The 19,142-nt window shown below is 54.4% G+C and carries 18 protein-coding genes (1 of these 18 cut by a window edge); 3 read left to right on the top strand and 15 right to left on the bottom strand.

Annotated elements, in window-relative coordinates; genetic code table 11:
- Positions 1–263: the beginning of a Xaa-Pro aminopeptidase gene (gene pepP, locus F6R98_RS06275; RefSeq protein WP_315699004.1), read on the bottom strand. 1,063 nt of this gene lie to the left of the window's left edge; the window shows 263 of its 1,326 coding nt (coding positions 1–263); it begins with the start codon at positions 261–263; its stop codon lies off the left edge, out of view.
- Positions 264–677: 414 nt separating this feature from the next.
- The gene (locus F6R98_RS06270) at positions 678–1,217 is read right to left on the bottom strand and encodes a UPF0149 family protein (RefSeq protein ID WP_153248260.1); all 540 of its coding nucleotides are present in this window, start codon (positions 1,215–1,217) and stop codon (positions 678–680) included.
- 73 nt (positions 1,218–1,290) lie between these two features.
- Between F6R98_RS06270 and F6R98_RS06265 the strand changes: the two genes are divergently transcribed.
- The 3 genes from F6R98_RS06265 to cax (F6R98_RS06255) all read left to right on the top strand — a co-directional run bounded on the left by F6R98_RS06265 (position 1,291) and on the right by cax (F6R98_RS06255) (position 3,857).
- Positions 1,291–1,548 carry a cell division protein ZapA gene (locus tag F6R98_RS06265; RefSeq protein ID WP_153248259.1) on the top strand — a complete coding sequence of 86 codons (258 nt, stop codon included), beginning with the start codon at positions 1,291–1,293 and terminating at the stop codon, positions 1,546–1,548.
- 101 nt (positions 1,549–1,649) lie between these two features.
- The gene (cax, locus tag F6R98_RS06260; RefSeq protein WP_153248258.1) at positions 1,650–2,729 is read left to right on the top strand and encodes a calcium/proton exchanger; all 1,080 of its coding nucleotides are present in this window, start codon (positions 1,650–1,652) and stop codon (positions 2,727–2,729) included.
- A 12-nt stretch (positions 2,730–2,741) separates the two neighbouring features.
- Positions 2,742–3,857, top strand: coding sequence for a calcium/proton exchanger (gene cax, locus F6R98_RS06255; RefSeq protein ID WP_153248257.1), 1,116 nt, complete (start codon positions 2,742–2,744; stop codon positions 3,855–3,857).
- A 93-nt stretch (positions 3,858–3,950) separates the two neighbouring features.
- On the opposite strand, the gene F6R98_RS06250 is transcribed toward cax (F6R98_RS06255), so the two are convergent.
- The 13 genes from F6R98_RS06250 to F6R98_RS06190 all read right to left on the bottom strand — a co-directional run bounded on the left by F6R98_RS06250 (position 3,951) and on the right by F6R98_RS06190 (position 19,009).
- Complete coding sequence (locus F6R98_RS06250; protein WP_153248256.1) at positions 3,951–4,862, bottom strand: type II secretion system minor pseudopilin; 912 nt, start codon at positions 4,860–4,862, stop codon at positions 3,951–3,953.
- The gene (locus F6R98_RS06245) at positions 4,859–5,665 is read right to left on the bottom strand and encodes a prepilin-type N-terminal cleavage/methylation domain-containing protein (RefSeq protein WP_153248255.1); all 807 of its coding nucleotides are present in this window, start codon (positions 5,663–5,665) and stop codon (positions 4,859–4,861) included. Before F6R98_RS06245 ends, F6R98_RS06250 begins: the two co-directional genes overlap by 4 nt.
- Before the next feature lie 18 nt (positions 5,666–5,683).
- On the bottom strand, positions 5,684–6,103 hold the full coding sequence (locus tag F6R98_RS06240; protein WP_228125127.1) for a type IV pilus modification PilV family protein: 420 nt from the start codon (positions 6,101–6,103) through the stop codon (positions 5,684–5,686).
- The gene (locus F6R98_RS06235) at positions 6,090–6,539 is read right to left on the bottom strand and encodes a GspH/FimT family pseudopilin (RefSeq protein WP_153248253.1); all 450 of its coding nucleotides are present in this window, start codon (positions 6,537–6,539) and stop codon (positions 6,090–6,092) included. The genes F6R98_RS06240 and F6R98_RS06235 overlap by 14 nt, the downstream gene beginning before the upstream one ends.
- A 24-nt stretch (positions 6,540–6,563) precedes the next feature.
- Positions 6,564–7,007 carry a type II secretion system major pseudopilin GspG gene (gspG, locus tag F6R98_RS06230; protein ID WP_153248252.1) on the bottom strand — a complete coding sequence of 148 codons (444 nt, stop codon included), beginning with the start codon at positions 7,005–7,007 and terminating at the stop codon, positions 6,564–6,566.
- 78 nt (positions 7,008–7,085) lie between these two features.
- Positions 7,086–8,303: a type II secretion system F family protein gene (locus F6R98_RS06225; RefSeq protein ID WP_153248251.1), complete on the bottom strand. Its 1,218-nt coding sequence runs from the start codon at positions 8,301–8,303 to the stop codon at positions 7,086–7,088.
- Between the two features lie 172 nt (positions 8,304–8,475).
- On the bottom strand, positions 8,476–9,822 hold the full coding sequence (locus F6R98_RS22610; RefSeq protein WP_153248250.1) for a M23 family metallopeptidase: 1,347 nt from the start codon (positions 9,820–9,822) through the stop codon (positions 8,476–8,478).
- A gap of 212 nt (positions 9,823–10,034) precedes the next feature.
- On the bottom strand, positions 10,035–11,669 hold the full coding sequence (gene gspE, locus F6R98_RS06215) for a type II secretion system ATPase GspE (RefSeq protein ID WP_315698999.1): 1,635 nt from the start codon (positions 11,667–11,669) through the stop codon (positions 10,035–10,037).
- A gap of 186 nt (positions 11,670–11,855) precedes the next feature.
- On the bottom strand, positions 11,856–14,147 hold the full coding sequence (gene gspD, locus F6R98_RS06210) for a type II secretion system secretin GspD (protein WP_194270169.1): 2,292 nt from the start codon (positions 14,145–14,147) through the stop codon (positions 11,856–11,858).
- A gap of 87 nt (positions 14,148–14,234) precedes the next feature.
- Positions 14,235–16,706: a type II secretion system secretin GspD gene (gspD, locus tag F6R98_RS06205; protein ID WP_153248248.1), complete on the bottom strand. Its 2,472-nt coding sequence runs from the start codon at positions 16,704–16,706 to the stop codon at positions 14,235–14,237.
- An 83-nt stretch (positions 16,707–16,789) separates the two neighbouring features.
- The gene (locus F6R98_RS06200) at positions 16,790–17,326 is read right to left on the bottom strand and encodes a hypothetical protein (protein ID WP_153248247.1); all 537 of its coding nucleotides are present in this window, start codon (positions 17,324–17,326) and stop codon (positions 16,790–16,792) included.
- Positions 17,323–17,934, bottom strand: coding sequence for a type II secretion system protein GspM (gene gspM / locus F6R98_RS06195; RefSeq protein ID WP_153248246.1), 612 nt, complete (start codon positions 17,932–17,934; stop codon positions 17,323–17,325). Before gspM ends, F6R98_RS06200 begins: the two co-directional genes overlap by 4 nt.
- Entirely contained in the window at positions 17,918–19,009 is a 1,092-nt protein-coding gene (locus tag F6R98_RS06190; protein WP_153248245.1) for a PilN domain-containing protein, read from the bottom strand. Before F6R98_RS06190 ends, gspM begins: the two co-directional genes overlap by 17 nt.
- Positions 19,010–19,142: the final 133 nt, after the last annotated feature.

The following is a 19,142-nucleotide window of genomic DNA, read 5'->3' as shown; positions in this document are numbered from 1 at the left end:
CCGGTCCAAAGCGCCCGCGTTTCATCGAATTCTCGGCAAAAAAGCACAAACTCGCCTTCTTCCCTACCCGGCAAAAAAACGGCCGCGGCATCCGGCTCGTCAAAGCCGGTCAGATACAGAAAGTCGCTATCCTGACGAAAAGGATACTCAACATCGCCATTTCTGACCGACGCCGAGTGGCCGACTATCAACGCCATGCTGCGCTTTTTCATTTCCCGCATAACTTTTTTACGGCGCTGCTTGAACTCCTCAGAAGGAATCATAAAGACAAAAATCTCCTGTCATTGTAACTGTTAAGAAACACTTTTCATTTGTTGAAAATAAACACTTATTCAATAACCCCTTATGTGCTTTTCATGAAGGGCTGGGGTAAGGCTGGTGAGACCGTCTATGGCAGTGATGCCATGGACGAGCCTCCAATTATGGTTTTGCGGGCGACGCTGCCAAATCGACACTCTTCCACGTGTCTCGGCAGCCTTACCTGCTAAGCCAAAGCCCGTTGCAGAATCGTTACCTGTATGTAACTGTCCAGCCAACCCGCTGAAAAGAAAGTGAGGTGAGGCCTTCTGCGCACAAGGACGAGAGCAGATAGCTTCCAGGGCGGACTTGCAGCGTGGCTCGACTGGCTTGCCTCAACCCGACTGCTTCGGTCGTAACTCTCAAACACTCACTAATAATTAATGTACCCGCGACGGCTGGGCTGCCGCACGTGTTTCACCGTAAATCAGCTGCACGCCCATACGCACAAACTCGCTCAGCTCCATGAATGCGGCCTCGTTTTCCTCTCCGGCGGCATCCGCGTCCAACTGCGCAATATCGACAAGATGCCGCAAAATCTCCTGGCATTCCCCATGCCATGACGTGGATTCCGCCTGAGCGCCGAGGCCATACAAAAATCCCTGACACCATTCGCCCAATGCCTGGGCGCGCTCGTACAACGCCTCGTCATCATCCGGCAGGAACAAACCAAAGGAAAAATCAAGACTGCTTAGCCCTTCGCGCACTGACTCGCAAAGCGCGATCATTTGCTCCAGGTCATCGTCGCTCACGGCACCCTTCCCGCTTCCAAACACAAGCTGTAAACATGTCTGCGCGTCGAGTCCGGGTTTGGCGCATTGCATGCCGCAAAACAAACCATGCAGTTCTGCGGCGCTTGCCACCTCTTCCTGCAACGCTATCGCGTCCTCTATATCCTCATATTCCGGTAGTGATTTCATAAATGCACCTTGTAGACTGTTCACACTTTAATTATGCTACCAAGGAATGATGTTGTGTTGAGGAATTGAGACGATGGATGAAGCCAATCCGCCTATTAAAGTATCACTGCTCGGTAAGGAATACCCTATTTCATGTCCACGCGACGAAGAACACGACCTGTTGCTGGCTGCGCGCTATCTTGACGAAAGGATGAGGGCTATCCGCGACAATGGTCGCGTCATCGGCACGGAACGCGTTGCCGTCATGGCAGCGCTCAACATAGCGCATGAGCTGATGCAAGCTCGCAACAAGAGCACGCCCTCGCATCAGGACACCATAGTCAATGAATAATGACAAAATTGCCCCACCCTCTTCATAAGCTGAACGAAAGAACGCGTGATCAGCTTTTCAGCCCTTCCTGTCTTAAACGTCAATAACCGGAGACCGTCCGCATGCAATGGATAAACCTGCTACTGATATTCATTCCAATAGCTTTCGGGCTGGATCATTGGCATGCCGATCCTTTCATCGTCTTCATCGCATCCGCATTGGCCATTATGCCGCTGGCGATGCTGATGGAAAAAGCCACCGATGCGCTCGCAAGCTATCTGGGACCCAGCTACGGAGGACTTTTGAGCGCCACCATGGGCAATGCGCCGGAACTTATCATCGGCATATCGGCTCTGAATCACGGATTGATCGACATGTTGAAGGGTTCGATCGCTGGGTCGGTACTCGGTACGCTGCTGTTCGGGGTCGGGCTCTCCATGTTTGTCGGTGGTCTCGGCAGACCGTTTCAGACGTTTGACCGCGACATGGTCTCTATCAACAGCTCGCTGCTGATGCTGGGAACGTTCAGCATGATAATTCCCGCGGTTTTCGACTTCACCACCGATGTCGACCAGGAAATCAGCCTGCATATTTCGGTTACCTTGCTGCTGATCTATGTCGCCAGCATCATACACACATTGGTTCGGGACGGGCGTAATACGGACTCCATCGACATCCCTCCCGGACACCCTGTTGCGAAACCCAAAACCAAGGAAACGCCGGAATGGAGCCGCAACACGGCGCTGGCTATATTGGCGGCCGTTGCTGTTGCGCTGGCCGTGGTGAGCGATCTGTTAACCGGCTCCATTCAACCCGCAGCCGACGCAATGGGTTTGAATCCGGTTTTTGCCGGCGTGTTTCTGCTGGCCATGGTCGGCAATATTCCGCAATACATGAACTCCGTTTCCTTCGCCCACAAGAACAAGATGACCTTGGCGTTATCGATCAATCTGGGCTCAACTACGCAATTAGTGTTGCTGGTAGCTCCGCTGCTGGTCATCAGCGGAACACTGATGGGTCTGAAGATGAATCTGTTGTTCAGCAATTTCGAGCTGATCGGCGTTATTCTATCGGTCAACATTGCGCGCAGCCTGATCGCCGACAATCGCTCAACCTGGTTCGAGGGGTTGCTGTTGATAGGCGTATACGCGATGCTCGGCTTCGGTTTCTATTATTTACCCCATACCGCCGCAGCGAGCTGACCTGATTTTTTAATGAATTGGTTACTTATATTTATTCCTGTTGCATTCGGACTTGAACATGAACATGCGGCTCCCACCATTACCTTCGCAACCTCTGCTTTAGCTATACTGCCGCTTGCGGCATTAATGGGAAAAGCCACCGAAGCGCTGGCGCATTATCTGGGTCCCCACTTCGGGGGCATGTTATGCGGCAGCATGGGCAACGCGCCGGAACTTATCATCGGCATTGCGGCGCTGAATCACGGTCTGATCGATATGCTGAAAAGCTCGATAGCCGGGGCCATAATAGGCAACCTGCTGTTCGGTCTCGGACTATCGATGTTCGCAGGCGGAATTAAACGCGGCACGCAATCATTCGACGGAAGAGTCATATCCATACATAGCGCGTTACTGGTTTTGGGGACGCTCAGCCTGATCGTGCCGTCGGTTTTCCATGTCGCTGCCGACACCGATCGCGAGCTCAGCCTGCATATCTCCGTCACACTGCTTATCATTTACGCAGCAGGCATCCTGCATATACTGCTCAATGAACGCGCCGCCGTCACCGACAGCCACCAGAGTGTTATCGATGATGTCGCGCTCGAACAGAGACGCGCAGCCGACATTGAAGGCGTTCCGGGATTATCGCTTGATCGAGTCGCCGACCTCGAAGAAAAACCCGCATGGGGACGTAATACTGCGCTTGCCGTTCTGGCATGCGTAGCCTCGACACTGGCGATGCTCAGCGACATTCTGACCGGATCGGTGCAACCCGCCGCCGATGCTATGCATTTGAACCCGGTATTCGCCGGCGTTTTTTTGCTCGCTTTGATCGGCAATATACCCGAATATCTCAATGCCTACACTTTTGCGCGCAAAGACCAGATGACGCTGGCCTTATCCATCAACCTGGGGGCTACCACGCAATTGGTGCTGCTGGTGGCGCCAGTGCTGGTCATTTGCGGCGCGGCCATGGAACTGGACATGAATTTGCTGTTCAACAACTTCGAACTGGTCGCGATTCTGCTTTCAGTCACGGTTACGCGGACTCTGATTGCCAACAACCGCACCACCTGGTTCGAGGGCCTGCTGCTAATGGGTCTCTATACGGTGCTGGGATTCGGTTTTTATTATCTGCCCAAAAGCTAACCGGAAGAAACGCTGATTTATTCGGTTACCACTTTTGCCACCAACCATATCCGTACCGGCGATCAGGCAGAGAAAGATGCGAAGCGGAAACAATCAGTTGTCGAGCAAGGAGGGTGAGAACTGTTGTTTCCAGCTGGCGATGGCGAAAGGTATCCCCGATTCGACACGCTCGCGCCGGATTATCGCCTTGATATAAACCGGTTGCGGCGCTTCTTGCGTCACAACCTCGACAACGACGGTGTAAGCGACATCGCCTGCGGTCGTTGTTGGAATGCCGATAGGCAATGTCAGCGAAGCAAGCGGATCCGCATTGCTGGATGCGGCGGCCTGAACAGATCTCATGAACGACTCGATGGCAGCGCTATCCAAGCCAGGCAACATGGACAATACCTTCCGGGACGCATGGCGCAGATTGATTCCGTCCTGGCCGCTGTAAATCGTGAGCATGGGTTCCAGCGTCCTGTAAAACTCAGGCGTCATCCCCAGCACCATTTGCAATTCCTCTATGGATTGAAATGTTCTGTTGGCTGGAACATAGCCTTTTTTTTCGAAAGTGTACTCGGTTGCTTCGGCGCCTTTCGCAAGCTTTTCATCATCCTTATCACGCCAATCAACAATAGCGGCAGCCAACGCGGAACCGCGTTCGCCATTCCCCAGTAATGGTCCCAAAATACGGGACAGCGTTTCATATTGCGCCGAATTGATGTCGATCTTGCCTCCCTCGTCGAAAAGCCTGACGCGCACCTTCCCACCCGGCAAACTGAACGAGTGCATGCTGCCGCCGCGCCATTTCAGCGCAGGATCGGGTACGGTAAGCTGCAACATGGCGTAATTCAGGGCGGCGTTTGCCAATGCTATCCCCTGCGCACGCTCCATAGCCCCCTCCAGGACACCCGACCCTCTCCGCAATGTCAAAGAAAAACTGGCGGCCATTATCATTAACAGCATTACCGCCCATAACACGGCAATCAGCGCATAACCCTGCTGCCTGCCCTTCGGGCTCACATTTTTACCCGTACCTGTGGCGCTACAACCATTTCCGGCCAGTTTGCTGCGCTGTCGGCAATCTGAATCTTTATCAACCACGGCAAAATGTTTCCAGTCCACGAAGACACCCACGGCGTACCCTGCGGCGCAGATTTGTCAAAATAACTGATCTTCAATGATTGCACATGCTCGAGCAATACCACATCGTCTATCGACTGCGGGCCTGAGCTTGCTGAGTCATTGCCTGCCGCCGGGCGTATGGAAATCATCAAACGCCTGTCGTTTTCCAGTCGTTCGATATAAAGCCTCAACACATAAACACCGCCATGCACTTGCGGAGGCAGTGCCGCCGCATATTCGACCCAGTCGGCGCCGCCCTGAAAATAAAGCGTCGCAGCCGCATTGGGAGGCTCCAAAGCCGACCTGGGGCGTACCAGCGGGCGCAGAGCGCTCAACTGCGCACGCAAGAAATTCTGTGTCACCAGCAGCCGGTTCAGTTGCTCGCTTTGCTTGTCGCCGGCATCCCAACTGCCGGCCACCATGCGCAGGCTGCCCAGCAATAGCGTCATCATCATCATCATCAGGCTTGATGCAATCAACACCTCCAACAATGTGAAGCCGGGTTGATAGCTACGCCGGCCTAAGCGTTGGGGGTGAAAACGCCGCGCCCTGTCATGCAAATGCTCGCCATGTGCGGCCTCCCTGGCCCGGCAGATCTCAGAGGAAGAGGAGCTTAGCTGTCCGCTTCGCGATTTGCACGGCCCCGCCTTACGCCCTCCAAGCGGCGGCGGAGATGAGCCATGAGAACAATAAGCGTTCATGAGTTAACGGCTATTTGGCTAGTTGGCCGGGGCGGCCGACAGCTTAAGCGTGGCCAGCGCCACCTCGCGCTCTCGCTGCCCCGGTCTTTCCGCGCCCCAGCGCACGGTCACTTGTACCCATAGCGCCCTGAGCGGCAGATTTTGCGGAATTGGCGCGCCTTCGGCCTGAAAAGGACTGATATGTATCTGCCAATGAAAACGCTCGTCGAACTTACCCTGGCTGTCGCCCAACTGCAATGGCGTTTCCACCCCTACCCCTGCCAGCAACGACTCCGCATGCTGCAGCGCGCGCGCATAGTCCAGAGATAAAGAGCCCAGTTGCAGTCCACTCCCGAAAACGCGCAGCAGTACGGAGACCGCAATAGCCATGATCGAAAAAGCCACCATGACCTCCAGCAGGGAAAACCCTCGCTGTCGGCCGGCTTTAAGAACCGGCACCGGCATGCCGCGCAACGATAGCGCCCGTCAGCCAACTCACATCCACATATTCGCGACGACCGGCGCCGGTCATCGTGATGCGCCCTCCAGTGGAAGAGCCGTCAGGATAAAAACGGATTCCGCCCTGGCTTTCCCCCTGCCGCTCCTGTTCTGCTGTAAACAACTCCAGTTTAACGGAGTCCGGCAGGTTATAGATCCGGTTTTTACCGCTTAGCCGGTAAGCGTGATGCTCTATATCCAGAACAAATATCGATTCATGCCCCTGTATCAGCGCTTCGCTACGGACAAATCGCAAACCCGACACCACATCGTCCACCGCAGAACGAAAACGGGCGGAGGCAATTGCCGGCATCAGATTTGGCGCCACCACGCCGGCCATCATTGCAGCGATGACCAGCACCAGCATCATTTCGATCAGCGTAAAGCCTTTCGTCATGGTCCGCCTGAAAACCACGAACGTTTATTCCCAGCCAAGCACATCCTTGTCTTCACCGTCACCGCCTTCGGCGTTGTCGGCTCCCAGTGTAAACAAATCATACTTACCGTGCTGGCCTGGCGCAGTATAGTGATATGGCTGATTCCAGGGATCGAGCGGCACTTTCTTCTTTCGCAGGTAAGGGCCATTCCAGCCAGCTGCGTTTGACGGAGCCTCTATCAGCACATCCAAGCCTTCTTCGCTGGTAGGATAACGTCCGTTGTCTATGCGGTACATATCCAGCGCCGAGGATAATTCTTCCAGCTGAACGCGCGCCGCCTTGCTCTTGGATTCGCCCAGGTGTTTAATCACCTGCGGCCCCACCAGCCCGGCCAACAGACCGATAATGGCCAGCACCACCAATAATTCAATCAATGTGAAACCGGCGCAACGGCGAAAAGAAGCAATGGGATAGTTGGAATAGTTCATGCGTTAGTCCTTACTATGGATAAATTTGTTTCGCTAAGCGTAACGCCGCAAGCAGGTGCCGCCAGCCCTTGTCTGAGGTTAAAACGCCAGGTCATTGACACTTAATATCGCCATCAGTATCGAAATAATGATACCAGCAATCATGATACCAAGGCCCACGATCAGCACCGGCTCCAATAATGCCAGCAGGCGTTGCACGGCTATTTTGATTTCCTTGTCGTAGGTCACGGCGATACGCTCCAACATCTGGTCCAGATGCCCGGATTCTTCACCGAGCTTGACCATCTGAATAGCCAGGGTGGGAAACAGACCGGATTCGATCAACGGCGCCGACAAGCCCCCCCCCTGCTTCAGGCTCTCCAGCGCCAGATCCATTTTTTCAGCGATAACCCGATTACTCAAGGTGTCACGAACAATGGCAAGCGCCGGCAAAAGGCTTACGCCATTACTCAGCAAAGTACCCAGGGTGCGGCTGAAATTGGCCACTTCTATCTTGCGTATCAAATCGCCAACCAGAGGCAGTTTCAGAAAACGCGCATCCCAAACCTTGCGCCGCTCCGGGTCCGAGAGCTGGTAGCGCCAAAAACTTACAAAACCCATGCCCAGCAATGGCAAAGCCCACCAGAAGTTGCGCAGCCCGGTAGCCAGACCGACAACAATTTGCGTTGGAACCGGCAGCTCCTTGCCGGCGCTTTCAAACATTTCCGTAAATTGCGGAACAACGAAAGTCAGCAATAACAACAGGGATAACGCCGACATCGTTAGCAGTATGGCCGGATATACCATGGCTGTGCCGACAGTTTCGCGCAACTCGCGCGTTCGTTCCAGATATTCCGACAATCGAGACAAAACCTGATCCAGCGCGCCGCTGGCCTCACCTGCTCTTATCAGATTCAGGTAAAAACGGCTGAATACACCACTTTGCGCTTCCAGCGCATCGGAAAGCTGGGCACCGCCTTTCACGCTTTCCAATATGCGCATTATCATCGCATTGAGGTCCTTTTGTTCCTGCGTAAGCTCCAGCAGCACCGTCAGCGCCCTATCCAATGGAAGACCGGCTTGCAGCAAGGTCAGCAATTCGTGTGTAAACAGCACGATATCCTTGAGACCCAGCTTCGAACGGTATCTGCGCATACGCCACCAGCTCAGCGGATTGGACGAAGCCAACGTTACTCGTATCGGCAGCATCCCCTCGCGTTGCAACTGAACGACGAGCGCTTGCTCGTCGCGAGCCTCGCTTTGCGCTTCAATTGTTTCACCTTCAAATGTAACGGCTTTATAAAAATAAAGGGGCATACCCGGGCTCTGTAAATACTCGCAATGTACCCCTGTAGGAGCGAGCTTTAGCCCGCGAGCGGTCGGCCATTCGCGGGCTAAAGTCGGCTTCTGCAAAATATTTCAGCCGAAAGCTTTTATGCGCCGCCAAATTAAGAGCAACTACCATGTTCTGGTTCCGCTCGCTGAATAATTACCCAAATAATAACTTAAAACCCAACCGGGAATTCACTCCGGCCAATACTCGACATTTGAACTCGATCAGATCAAGCGTCAGCGGCATCTGCTGTGATCGCAGTCCGGCGTCGCTGGTGTCGATTTCGGCGCCGTCTCCCTTGAACAAGGAATCTATAGCCGGGTTTAGCTCCCCTTTAAGACGGCCTTGATAGCGCATCCGCTCAAAAACAAACGGCAACCCTACGGTATTGAAAGCTGAAGCAGAGTTCGTAATCTGGAAGTGTAGATGCGGGGCGTCACTGTTTCCAGAGCTGCCGAACTGTCCGAGGATTTGCCCGGCCTTGACACCATCGCCCTGTTTGACCTTGACGCTGCCGGGCACCAAATGCGCATAGAGCGCATATTTTCCAGAGCCAATCGCGACAACCACATGATTGCCTGTATATTGAAGAACTTCTTGCGGAGGAACCAGCCGTCCGGGAATCTGCTCCGTCATCCCGTCGGACACTACTACCACGCGTCCGTTCGTCGCGGAAAGCACGTTTAGCCCATAGCAGAAGTAACTGCTGTTGTTGTACTGGTCGCCTGAGTGAAGCTTACCAGACTGATCCAGCTTGATAAAATCGATGGCAAAATGCTCCGCTGAACGTAGCGCTCCATTGGTTGGCTGAGCTGTGTAGCGATGCGCGGTAACGATTCCGCCGCTTCCGTTGGCAATCAGCCAGCCTGCGCCTTCCAGCGGCGGACTGATGCTCAGCGCTTTCTCGCGGCTGATTTCGGTTCCAGCGTCCATGGATGTAAGCGACTGAGTCGTACCGTCTGCTTTTTGGAACGAAACAACGACTCGATGCTTAATCGATTGGGGCAGGTCTCTCGCTATCTGGTAGCTCAGATCGTAATAAATCACGCCGCCTTGTCCGGGACCGAGCTGATTCGTGTAATCAACTGCGTTCTGGCTGGGATTTTCCAGGGAGAAAGGTCGGATTTTGCCCGCAATGTCCTGCCCGTCCAGGCTGATGGCCTGGTTTAGCCCTGTCCGGAGGCCGGTTCTCGCGTCCAGCACCTCAACGGCGTCAAGGTTAACCGTATAGCGCGAATTATTATTGACATTTAACTCATACACCAGATGGATACGTCCGTCGGTCGTCTCGACAGGATATACAGGCTTGGCCAATACAGACCAGACAAGGGGCGAGATCATCAGCGGGTCGGAAACCGGTAATATCGCGCGCGGCTCCGGTTTATGTCTATCTCCATTCGCGCCTGATTCCTTCGCATTAACCAAGCGAATAGGTGAAGTCAGCACCAGTACGGCAAGAGCGGTAGCGATAGAAGACAAAAACGAAAGTCGTCGGCGAAACATAAGTTATCCCCCTGAATAATAGGTTTTTTTTGGCATCCAGCTCACGCTTTGCCGGTTGTGGTGAATTGCTGGGCAAGCGTTGCCCGCCTTTCACGCTTCCGGTCATCGGTCGGCAGTCGTTCAAATGTGGAACGCCTGACGGATGCAGCGGAAACTTCCTGTACCCAGGTCGCCGAAGCGCAGATTCGTCGTTCGCGTTATGCCCATGCAAATTAAACATCCGAAGTGACGCGCAGCACTTCCTCTATCGTAGTCAAGCCCTCGACCGCCTTGCGCACGCCGTCGGCATGCATGGTCAACATGCCTTCTTTCAGCGCCTGCTCTTCGATATGACGCGCCTGAACATGCTCCATCACCATACGCCGAATTTCATCACTCATCACCAGCAACTCGACGATGGATAGACGTCCCTTGTACCCCCGCTGATCGCAACGCTCGCATCCACGCGGACGGTAAAGCGTAACATCGCCTTCGGCCACGAAACGGCGCAACCTCATTTCGCTGACCACCTCCGGCGCCGCGGCGTACGGTTCGCGGCAATGCGGACACAAGCGCCGCACCAGACGCTGCCCCAGTATCCCGTTCACGGTGGAAGTAATCAAATAATCCTCCAGCCCCATATCGAGCAGACGCGTTACGCCGCTCGCGGCATCGTTGGTATGCAGCGTGGAAAGCACCAAGTGACCGGTCAAGGCGGATTGCACCGCGATACGCGCCGTTTCCAGATCGCGCATCTCGCCTATCATGATCACATCCGGATCCTGGCGCATGATGGAACGCAATGCGCTGGCGAAAGTCAGTCCTATCTGCGCCTTGGTTTGTATCTGGTTGATGCCTTCGAGCTGGTATTCGACCGGATCTTCGACAGTGATGATTTTACGGTCCGGGGTGTTGATACGATGCAGCGCGGTATACAGCGTGGTGCTTTTTCCGCTGCCGGTCGGGCCGGTAATCAGAATAACGCCATGCGGCAACTCCAGGAGTCTCAGAAAACGCGCGAGTACGTCGCCATCAAAACCCAATGCGGCAAAATCGAGACTGATGCTTTCCTTGTGCAATAAACGTATGACGACGCTTTCGCCGTACAGCGTCGGCACCGTCGAAACGCGCAAGTCCAGCTCACGCCCTTGAACCATCAAACTGATGCGGCCATCCTGCGGCAAGCGCCGCTCGGCTATGTTCAGCTTCGCCATGATCTTGATGCGGGAAATCACGGCAGCCGTCGAACGCACCGGCGGCGCTTCCACTTCCTTCAACACGCCGTCGACACGAAAACGCACATGCAGCCGCTCCTCGAACGGTTCGATATGGATATCGGAAGCCCGCGCGTCCACCGCGCGCTGCATTACCAGATTCACCATGCGCACAACCGGCGCCTCGCTTGCCATATCCTTGAGCTGCTCGACATCAGTCTCTTCACTTTCGTCATCGCCGCCAAAATGATCGGTCAACTGTCCCATCAAGGAACGTCCTGTACCCAGCTGCTGCTCAATGGCTTTTTCGATTTCGGAAGCAAGTCCGACGCGCATATGCACGGGCTTGCCGCAAGCCAGACTCAGCGCGTGCGCCAGGAACCGGTCCAGCGGGTCCGCGACCGCCACTTCGAAAGCTTCGGGCGTTTCATTCAGACCGATAACCTTGTTTTCCTGTAGAAATCGCTGCGGTATGGAATCAGGGAGTATCGCTGCGCTGGGGTACTCGGCAGCCTTGACCAGCAGCAAACCGCTGACATCGGCCAAACCTTCGGCCACGTCCCTTTCGGAAATCACCCCCATGCGCATCAACAACAGCGGCAGCGACACCTCTTCCGACTGCTGCGCCAAGCGGTAAGCGCGATTAATTTCCACATCGCGCGCTTTGCCTGTTTCCTGCAACCAGCCGGTAAACTGTGAATAAGCCGATGAAACCTCAGTAATCGTATTCAGATGTGAAAAACTCCGACATGGTTAACTTCATAGTGAACGGACCCGCAGTCACTTTATCAACAAACAAATCAAAGAAATCGCTATTTTCGCAAACCAGACTACCTGATATCAGTGTACGGCTGCAGGCATCGACGGCGCAGTCTCATTCCATTCGGACAAGCGGCGCCTGTACTCATTTGTCACGCTGGCCGCATCGGTCCGCGATGCTAAAATTCTAGGCGTCAACAGCATCACCACCTCGGTTCTATTCAAGGATTTGAGCGTTGTGCCAAACAACCAGCCGATATAGGGCAATTCGGACAGTATCGGTATACCGTAAACGGTATCGTTGGTTTGTTCCGAAATCAACCCTCCCATGGCCAGGGTATCTCCGCTATATACTGCTACCGTACTCAAAATTTTGCGCTGTAAAAAGGGAGGATTCAACGGAGCGGCAACCGAAGCGGCTTGCGGTTGCACAAGCTCCTGTTGAACCGTCAGGAACACCAGACCGCCTTCATTCACGCGCGGCCTGAGTTTAAGCGTAACGCCGGTATCTCTATAAGAAAATGTACTGGTCGAGGTCGGAGCGCCGTTTGTGGTGACAACCTGGCTGCCGTTCGACACGGCTACTTGCTGACCCACATTGATTTGCCCCTCCTGGTTGTTCCGCACCACGATCGAAGGCGTAGTCAAAATATTGACCTTGCCTTGCGATGCCAGCAAATCCAGTTCGACCCTGAGATCATTGGCGGCCATCACGTAACTGAACCCGCCTGCCGCCATCGCAGGGGTAAAAAACCCCTTGGTCGCTGCGTTGGAGGGAACTGCCGACAGCGGATTATTGGCGTTCACTCCCAACAAACCGGGCTGCCCCAACCCGCCGGAACTGCTGCCATGGTTAAAATACCATTGCAGACCGTATTGCAAACTACCGGTCAACGTCACTTCGGCAATCATCGCGTCGACAATCACCTCCCTGGGCATCGTATCCAGCTCCTTCAGCACGATTTCCATGTCATGGTATTCCGCCGGCTTGGCGAATATCACCAAGGCGTTATTGGCTGGATCAGCAACCACGCGCGCGTTGTTGGCCAGTTCGGCAACCGTAGCCTGACTATTGCCGTTTCCGCTCCTGACGCCGGCAGTTGACGCGCCGGCTCCGAAGGCGCCGGAAGCGCCTGTTTCTGCAACCAATGCGGAACCAGGACCCGAAGCCGCATCGTTCGCGACGGAAGAGGAACCGGCCGTACTGCCGCTACCGCCCGAAGAAACGCCCGACGCCTGACCGCTTCGGCCGTTATCGCTCGCGCCAAAAGCGCCGCCACCGACAGACGCGCCGCTCATTCCCAGCGCGATTGAAACCTGCGGCCCGGACTCCGCATGAGCCGCCGGACCAAAAACCTGGGTCAGCGTCCGCGCCAACGACATGGCATCCACATGCTGCGCTTTATAAATATTCATTTCTCCGAATTTATGCGGGCTCAGGCGATCCAACCGCTCTACCCAGGTTTCCACGTCGCGCAAATAGGCAGGCTGCGCCGAAACCGCCATGACGGCATTCAGCCGCTCTACCGGCAGAATGCGCAGTAACCCCTGCGCAGCCCCCTTATCGCCGCTCATCATCAACGCATCCAGCTCGTGCTTCAGCGTAACCGGATCGACATTATGCAACGGGAAAAACGCCACCGCCATTCCGCGCATAAAGTCGACATCGAAAGCGCTTACGGTCTGCTTGACGTTCTCAAGATCGTCGGCATTCGCGGCAACTATCAGCAGGTTCCGCAGCGAATCGGCATAGATCACCGACTTCGGCGGCAACAACGGCTCTACGATTTTTTGCATTTCATGCGCGCCTGCAAAACGCAACGGCACCACCCGCACCTGAAATCCCGGCTGTATCTTTCCGGCCGGCCCGGCTCCACGGCTTGGCGCATTGACGATCGCGGACGTATCCGCTTCGATGCGATAAAGCGAATCGCTCTTGATCAACGCGGCGCCGTTCATGTGCAGCAGCGTCTCCAGCACCGGTATCATTTCAGCATCGCTCAACGGCGCTGCAGTTTGCAGGCTGATCTTGCCTGTCACTTTCGGGTTGATGACGTAGTTCAACTTCAGCGCATCGCCCAAAATAACCCCGGCTACTTCGCCTATGTCGGCATTGTCAAAGTTCAGGGCATGTTTACCCTCCCTCTTGCCCTCCGTCCGAGTTATTTTCTCCGCATTACCGCTCTGAGCATCATAGATAGTCCCGGAGACCGGGAGATACTCGACCTCGCTCAAGTTCCGGGAAGCTTCGGCAACCTCATTGAGTTGCGGCGGAACAGGTTTTACCTGCTGAATTTGTAATATCCCGGGAACTTCCGTCTGCCTGTCGAACGGAGCCGGATATTGACAGCCTGTCAATAGTAAGGCGGACACGCACAAACCGGCCCATGCTGAAACTTTTGCGTATGAATATTCCTGAAACAAACGAGTATCATCGACAAATAATTTTAGCCATATTTCTTAACGCCCACCCGGATCGGGCGACAGCGGTTTCAAGTCGTTCCATCCTGTCAAATGGCGTCTGAACTCGTTGGCCACCCTGGTTACGTCGGGCCGCGAATCAAGAGTCCTCGGCGTCAACAGCATCACCAGCTCGGTTCTATCCATACTTTTGACGGTTGTTCCGAACAGCCAGCCGATATAGGGCAATTGAGCCAACACCGGTATGCCCGTTACCGTATCCTGGGTATTTTCCTGTATCAACCCGCCCATAGTAATGGTATCGCCGTTATTTACGGCGACCGTGCTTATAATTTTACGTTGCAAAAAAGGCGGATTCAACGGCGCGGTAACCGGAGCGGGTTGCGGCTGCACCAGCTCCTGTTGAACCGTCATCAATACCAGGCCGCCTTCGTTAACCCGCGGCCTGAGCTTGAGCGTAACGCCGGTGTCCCTATAGGAAAACGTACTGGTTGAGGTCGGAATACCGCCCGTGGTGACATTCTGTTGACCGTTGGATACGGGGACCTGTTGACCTACATTGATTTGCCCCTCCTGATTGTTCAGCACCATTATCGATGGGGTCGACAAAATCTTGACCTTGCCTTCCGTAGACAGCAAATCCAGCTCGGCGCGGATTTGATTGGCCGAAAAAATATAACTAAACCCGCCATTCTGCATATTTTTGGTATAAGCAGTATCGGGAACGGGGAAGTTGGCTGGAAACCCCATTATGCCGGGCGTATATAAACCGCCCGAACTGCTGCCTTTATTAAAATACCATTGCAAACCGTATTGCAATTTGCCGGTCAGCGTCACTTCGGCGATCATCGCATCGACAATGACCTGCCGGGGCATCACGTCCAGCTCTTTCAGCACGGTTTCTATGTCATGGAATTCCGCGGGCTTGGCGAATATCACCAGGGCATTATTGACCGGATCGGCGACCACGCGCGCATTGTTGGCCAGTTCCGCAACCACCGGTTGCCGGTTGCCGGTTCCGCTGCTGCCGGCGCCGCCAAGCCCCGAAGAGCCGGCCCCGAAGCCGCCTGAAGCGCTCGATCCGCTCGATCCAGTGGTAGAAGATGAAGCCGGGCTCGAAGAGCCAGGGCTTGCGCCGGTCGAAGAACCGGTTGAGGCGGCAGCAGCCCCCCCCATGCCTGAGCTGCCTGAGGAGGAGCCACCACCAAACCCGCCGGATGAACTGCCGGAAGCCTGCCCGCTATCGCTGACGCCAAAGCCGACGCCCGACACACTGCTCTGCAGATTGCTGGCGCCAAAAGCGGCGCCGCCGCCACCGCCTATAGAAGTTCCGCTCATTCCCGGCGCGATCGAAGCCTGCGGCCCCGAACCCGCATGGGCCGCCGGACCGAAAACCTGGGCCAGCGTCTGCGCCAACGTGACCGCGTCAACATTTTGAACCTTGTAAACATGCATATTGCCGGATTTATGCGGACTGAAGCGATCCAACCGCTCTATCCAGGTTTCCACGTCGCGCAGGTAGGCAGGTTGCGCCGAAATCGCCATCACCGCGTTCAAGCGCTCCACCGGCAGGATGCGCACCATGCCCGACATCGCCCCTTTATCACCGGTCATCATCAATGCATCCAGCTCATGCGCCAGCGTAGTCGGATCGACATTCTGCAGCGGGAAAAACGCCACCGCCATCCCGCGCATGAAATCGACATCGAAAGCATTCACGGTCTGCTTGACATTTTCCAGATCGTCAGCGTTCGCGGCGACGATCAGCAAATTGCGCAACGGATCGGCATAGACTACCGATTTAGGCGGCAGCAACGGTTCTACGATTTTTTGCATTTCATGCGCGCCGGCAAAGCGCAACGGCACCACCCGCACCTGGAAGCCCGGCTGTATCTTGCCGGTCAGCCCGATCCCGCTATTCGGCGCATTGATGATCGCAGCCGCATCCGGTTCGATACGATAAATCGAATCGCTCTTGATCAACGCGGCGCCGTTCATGCGCAGCAGCGTCTCCAGCGTCGGTATCATTTCAGCGTCGCTCAGCGGCGCCGTCGTTTGCAAGCTGATCTTGCCGGTTACTTTCGGATTGATGACATAATTCAATTTCAGCGTATCGCCCAAAATCACTTTGGCGACTTCGCCTATATCGGCATCGTCGAAGTTCAGGGTGTATTTGCCTTCCGGCTTTCCCGGCGCTATCTCAGCGGCGTTGCGCTTATTCTGCCGGCCGGGCTGTTTCCGCTCATTGCTCTGGACGGCTTTATAAGAAGACCCGGTAGCAGGGAAATACTCGGTCTCTTTGAGTCCCCGGTTATCCTCAACGACTTCTTCTACTTGCGGCGGAGCGGGTTTTACCTGCTGGACTTTCAATATCTCGGGAACCTCCTTCGGCCTATCGAACGGCGCCAGATACTGGCAACCTATCAATAGCCCGGTAACCACCAATAATCCGGCCCACGATAAGGTTTTATTAAATCGATACGTTTGAAACAAGGCAGTATGCATTTTCATCCAACTTAAACAGCGGGTTTAACTATATCAGGCAACCGGCATGTACAGCGCCAATTTATTGTTAGAGCGGCGCAGGTCTGCAGCTATGGCTTTTTTTTGGTATGCAGACGGATATCCTGTCTATCGCCTCGCTGCTCTATAACGGCATGGTCGGGATATACGCCCTGCAACGTCCACCCGTTCCAGCTTTCGCCTTTTTTAAGTCGCTTGGTGTGGTGCTGATCATCGGTCAGCAGCGCCTCTTCACCACCCGGCGATAAAACGACACCCGTCAAGCTCAGCGGTCCCTGCGTCGTCTTCGTACCCTGCTCCAGAGACAGCCACGGCTCCAAACCGGGTTTGCGTCCTTCCATAAACACCGGACGTTCAACGGTTTGCGCGTAGCTTTCCATTGGAAGCAGATCGGATGCAACCGGCCCCTTGACGGCAGGCGGCTGAGCCGCTTGCGGAGGCTTTTCATCAAGTCTGGCCAGCAGCATCTTATCGCGCCATGACATCACACCCCACTCGGCCAGCAGCATAAACAGCATAAAAACACTTAAAACAAAAAGAAAAATTGCCCAGCGATAATCGTTCAGCGCACGCTTCACAGCCAGACTGTCGTTAGAGAATTGCTTCATTGCGACCCCGGATGCATATAGCCAACCACATCGAATTCGATACTCAATTTTTCCATAACTGGCGCGACGACGCCATTGGAGAGCGTTTGACTAAGCCGTATCGGACGGATACTGAGACTTTCAACGAACAAAGCCGGTTTAGTGGAGTCGAAATAAGTTGCCTTGACATAATAAAGCACCTTTCTCAAGGTTCGCGTACTTCCCGTCATGCGCACCTTGATTCCAACCCGGACAAACTTTTCCTCCATTTCGTCCGGCAGCGTCTGGGTACTAATCAACTCTCCTCTGGCGTCCTTAATGATTTCGCCGATTTGCGCCTGCATGTCGGCGGATGCCAGCGAAGACGTTTCTCTGAAGATAAACTGGAACTCCTGCTGATCCTGCTGTTTTGCACGGTCAAGCTCTTCTTGCCAGTAATCTTTTTTCGCAATCAGGCCATTGAGCCGCTGCAGGCGGAAAATCGAATTTTCGATAGATGCGGCATATTCCGCTCGTTGTCCCAGCACCGGCAGAACGGCCACAAAGAAAAACAATCCGGCAATTCCCGCCAGCAACCCCAATGCAAGCAGACGAGACTTATCGAATGTTATTTTAATTAGCCTGACCATTAATCACCGCAGCGGAAATCTGAAAGCGTTCAATCCGGTTGGCATCCTTGGTTATAGGCGAGGCGAACTTCACGTCCTGAAAATAAGGGGAAACCTCCAGTTTTTCGATCAATTCCGTCGAATTCGGAGACTGTCCCTGCACAAGCAGCTTGTGTTCATCGTATTGCAAACCGTTCAACCACGTATCGTCCGGCAATATACGCGTCAGTTCTTCCAGCATATCGAGCATGCGCGGTTCTTCCCGCTTTTTACGGCGTATAAAATTAGCGTTGATCCTTATCTTTTCCGCTCCTGTTTTTAATGCTTCAACCTCCGCCACAACCTTGTTTCCCGCTTTAATTTCCGCTTGCAGACGGCTTGCCATAGTCTCCCCCATCGTAAGCGGCAACCACAGGGCGATACCCGCTATCGCCATCAACACGCCCCCCGCCGCGGCAGCGACCCACCACGGCCCCCGCTTTCTGGGGATGCGAAAGGCTTCGGGCAGCAACTCATGGCGCCGGGTCAACGCAACGCCCTCATCTATATCAGCGCGAAAGGGCTTCCAGCCGCATCGATGCATCGCCTGAAGCAGGGGATCGAGCGTGTCACGCAGCACCAGCGCGACCTCGACTCGCAATTGTTTGCTTTCCTTTATACGCTCCAAAATTCGGGCGCTGTAATACACTTGCTCCGGTTTGAACGGCGTCAACCTATCGAGCTCGAAGCCGACAACCTGATGCAGGTTTTCTATCGCGGCGTGGGGCAGCTTGCAACGGCGCAGCAAAGACACATCCTGTGTCAACATCAGCACCTGATCGGTATCGCACAGATAGGGGTTTTTGGCAAACAAGGCGTCGCGCGCCTGTGCGCCCGTTTCATCGATTGGAAATAACCCCAACTCCTGCAGATTATCGTTTTCATACACGAAAACCAACAATTGCCCCGACATCGGGCGTATCAGTAGCGAAGGACGCCGCGGCCACAAAAAATTCCGGACGCCCTCAGGTGCTAAAAAACCGAGCTGCAACCCCCACCATCGCAAAAAAGCATTGTAGTCGAATTCAGTTTTCAGCAACGAGGGTAAGTCAAACATAACCTAGATGGGAACAGTCATAAACTTGAAAAACACGCTATCGGCTTTCGATTAATAAAGCCGGATTGTCATTATTACAGTATCCCATAGTTCAGGGTCGGATAAGTAGTCAGGATTTCGTTAAAAATAACCT

The sequence above is a fragment of the Candidatus Methylospira mobilis genome (genome assembly GCF_009498235.1).
Classification (GTDB): domain Bacteria; phylum Pseudomonadota; class Gammaproteobacteria; order Methylococcales; family Methylococcaceae; genus Methylospira; species Methylospira mobilis.
This window is presented reverse-complemented; position numbering and strand designations above follow the sequence as displayed.

What these genes read in the sequence shown, in the direction of transcription:
- F6R98_RS06225 (WP_153248251.1), bottom strand. Translation starts at nt 8,303, where the DNA reads ATGCCCCTTTATTTTTATAAAGCCGTTACATTTGAAGGTGAAACAATT.
- F6R98_RS06190 (WP_153248245.1), bottom strand. Translation starts at nt 19,009, where the DNA reads ATGTTTGACTTACCCTCGTTGCTGAAAACTGAATTCGACTACAATGCT.
- F6R98_RS06200 (WP_153248247.1), bottom strand. Translation starts at nt 17,326, where the DNA reads ATGAAGCAATTCTCTAACGACAGTCTGGCTGTGAAGCGTGCGCTGAAC.
- F6R98_RS06245 (WP_153248255.1), bottom strand. Translation starts at nt 5,665, where the DNA reads ATGAACGCTTATTGTTCTCATGGCTCATCTCCGCCGCCGCTTGGAGGG.
- F6R98_RS06270 (WP_153248260.1), bottom strand. Translation starts at nt 1,217, where the DNA reads ATGAAATCACTACCGGAATATGAGGATATAGAGGACGCGATAGCGTTG.
- cax (WP_153248257.1), top strand. Translation starts at nt 2,742, where the DNA reads ATGAATTGGTTACTTATATTTATTCCTGTTGCATTCGGACTTGAACAT.
- cax (WP_153248258.1), top strand. Translation starts at nt 1,650, where the DNA reads ATGCAATGGATAAACCTGCTACTGATATTCATTCCAATAGCTTTCGGG.
- F6R98_RS06265 (WP_153248259.1), top strand. Translation starts at nt 1,291, where the DNA reads ATGGATGAAGCCAATCCGCCTATTAAAGTATCACTGCTCGGTAAGGAA.
- gspM (WP_153248246.1), bottom strand. Translation starts at nt 17,934, where the DNA reads ATGGTCAGGCTAATTAAAATAACATTCGATAAGTCTCGTCTGCTTGCA.
- F6R98_RS06235 (WP_153248253.1), bottom strand. Translation starts at nt 6,539, where the DNA reads ATGACGAAAGGCTTTACGCTGATCGAAATGATGCTGGTGCTGGTCATC.
- gspG (WP_153248252.1), bottom strand. Translation starts at nt 7,007, where the DNA reads ATGAACTATTCCAACTATCCCATTGCTTCTTTTCGCCGTTGCGCCGGT.
- F6R98_RS22610 (WP_153248250.1), bottom strand. Translation starts at nt 9,822, where the DNA reads ATGTTTCGCCGACGACTTTCGTTTTTGTCTTCTATCGCTACCGCTCTT.
- gspD (WP_153248248.1), bottom strand. Translation starts at nt 16,706, where the DNA reads ATGAAAATGCATACTGCCTTGTTTCAAACGTATCGATTTAATAAAACC.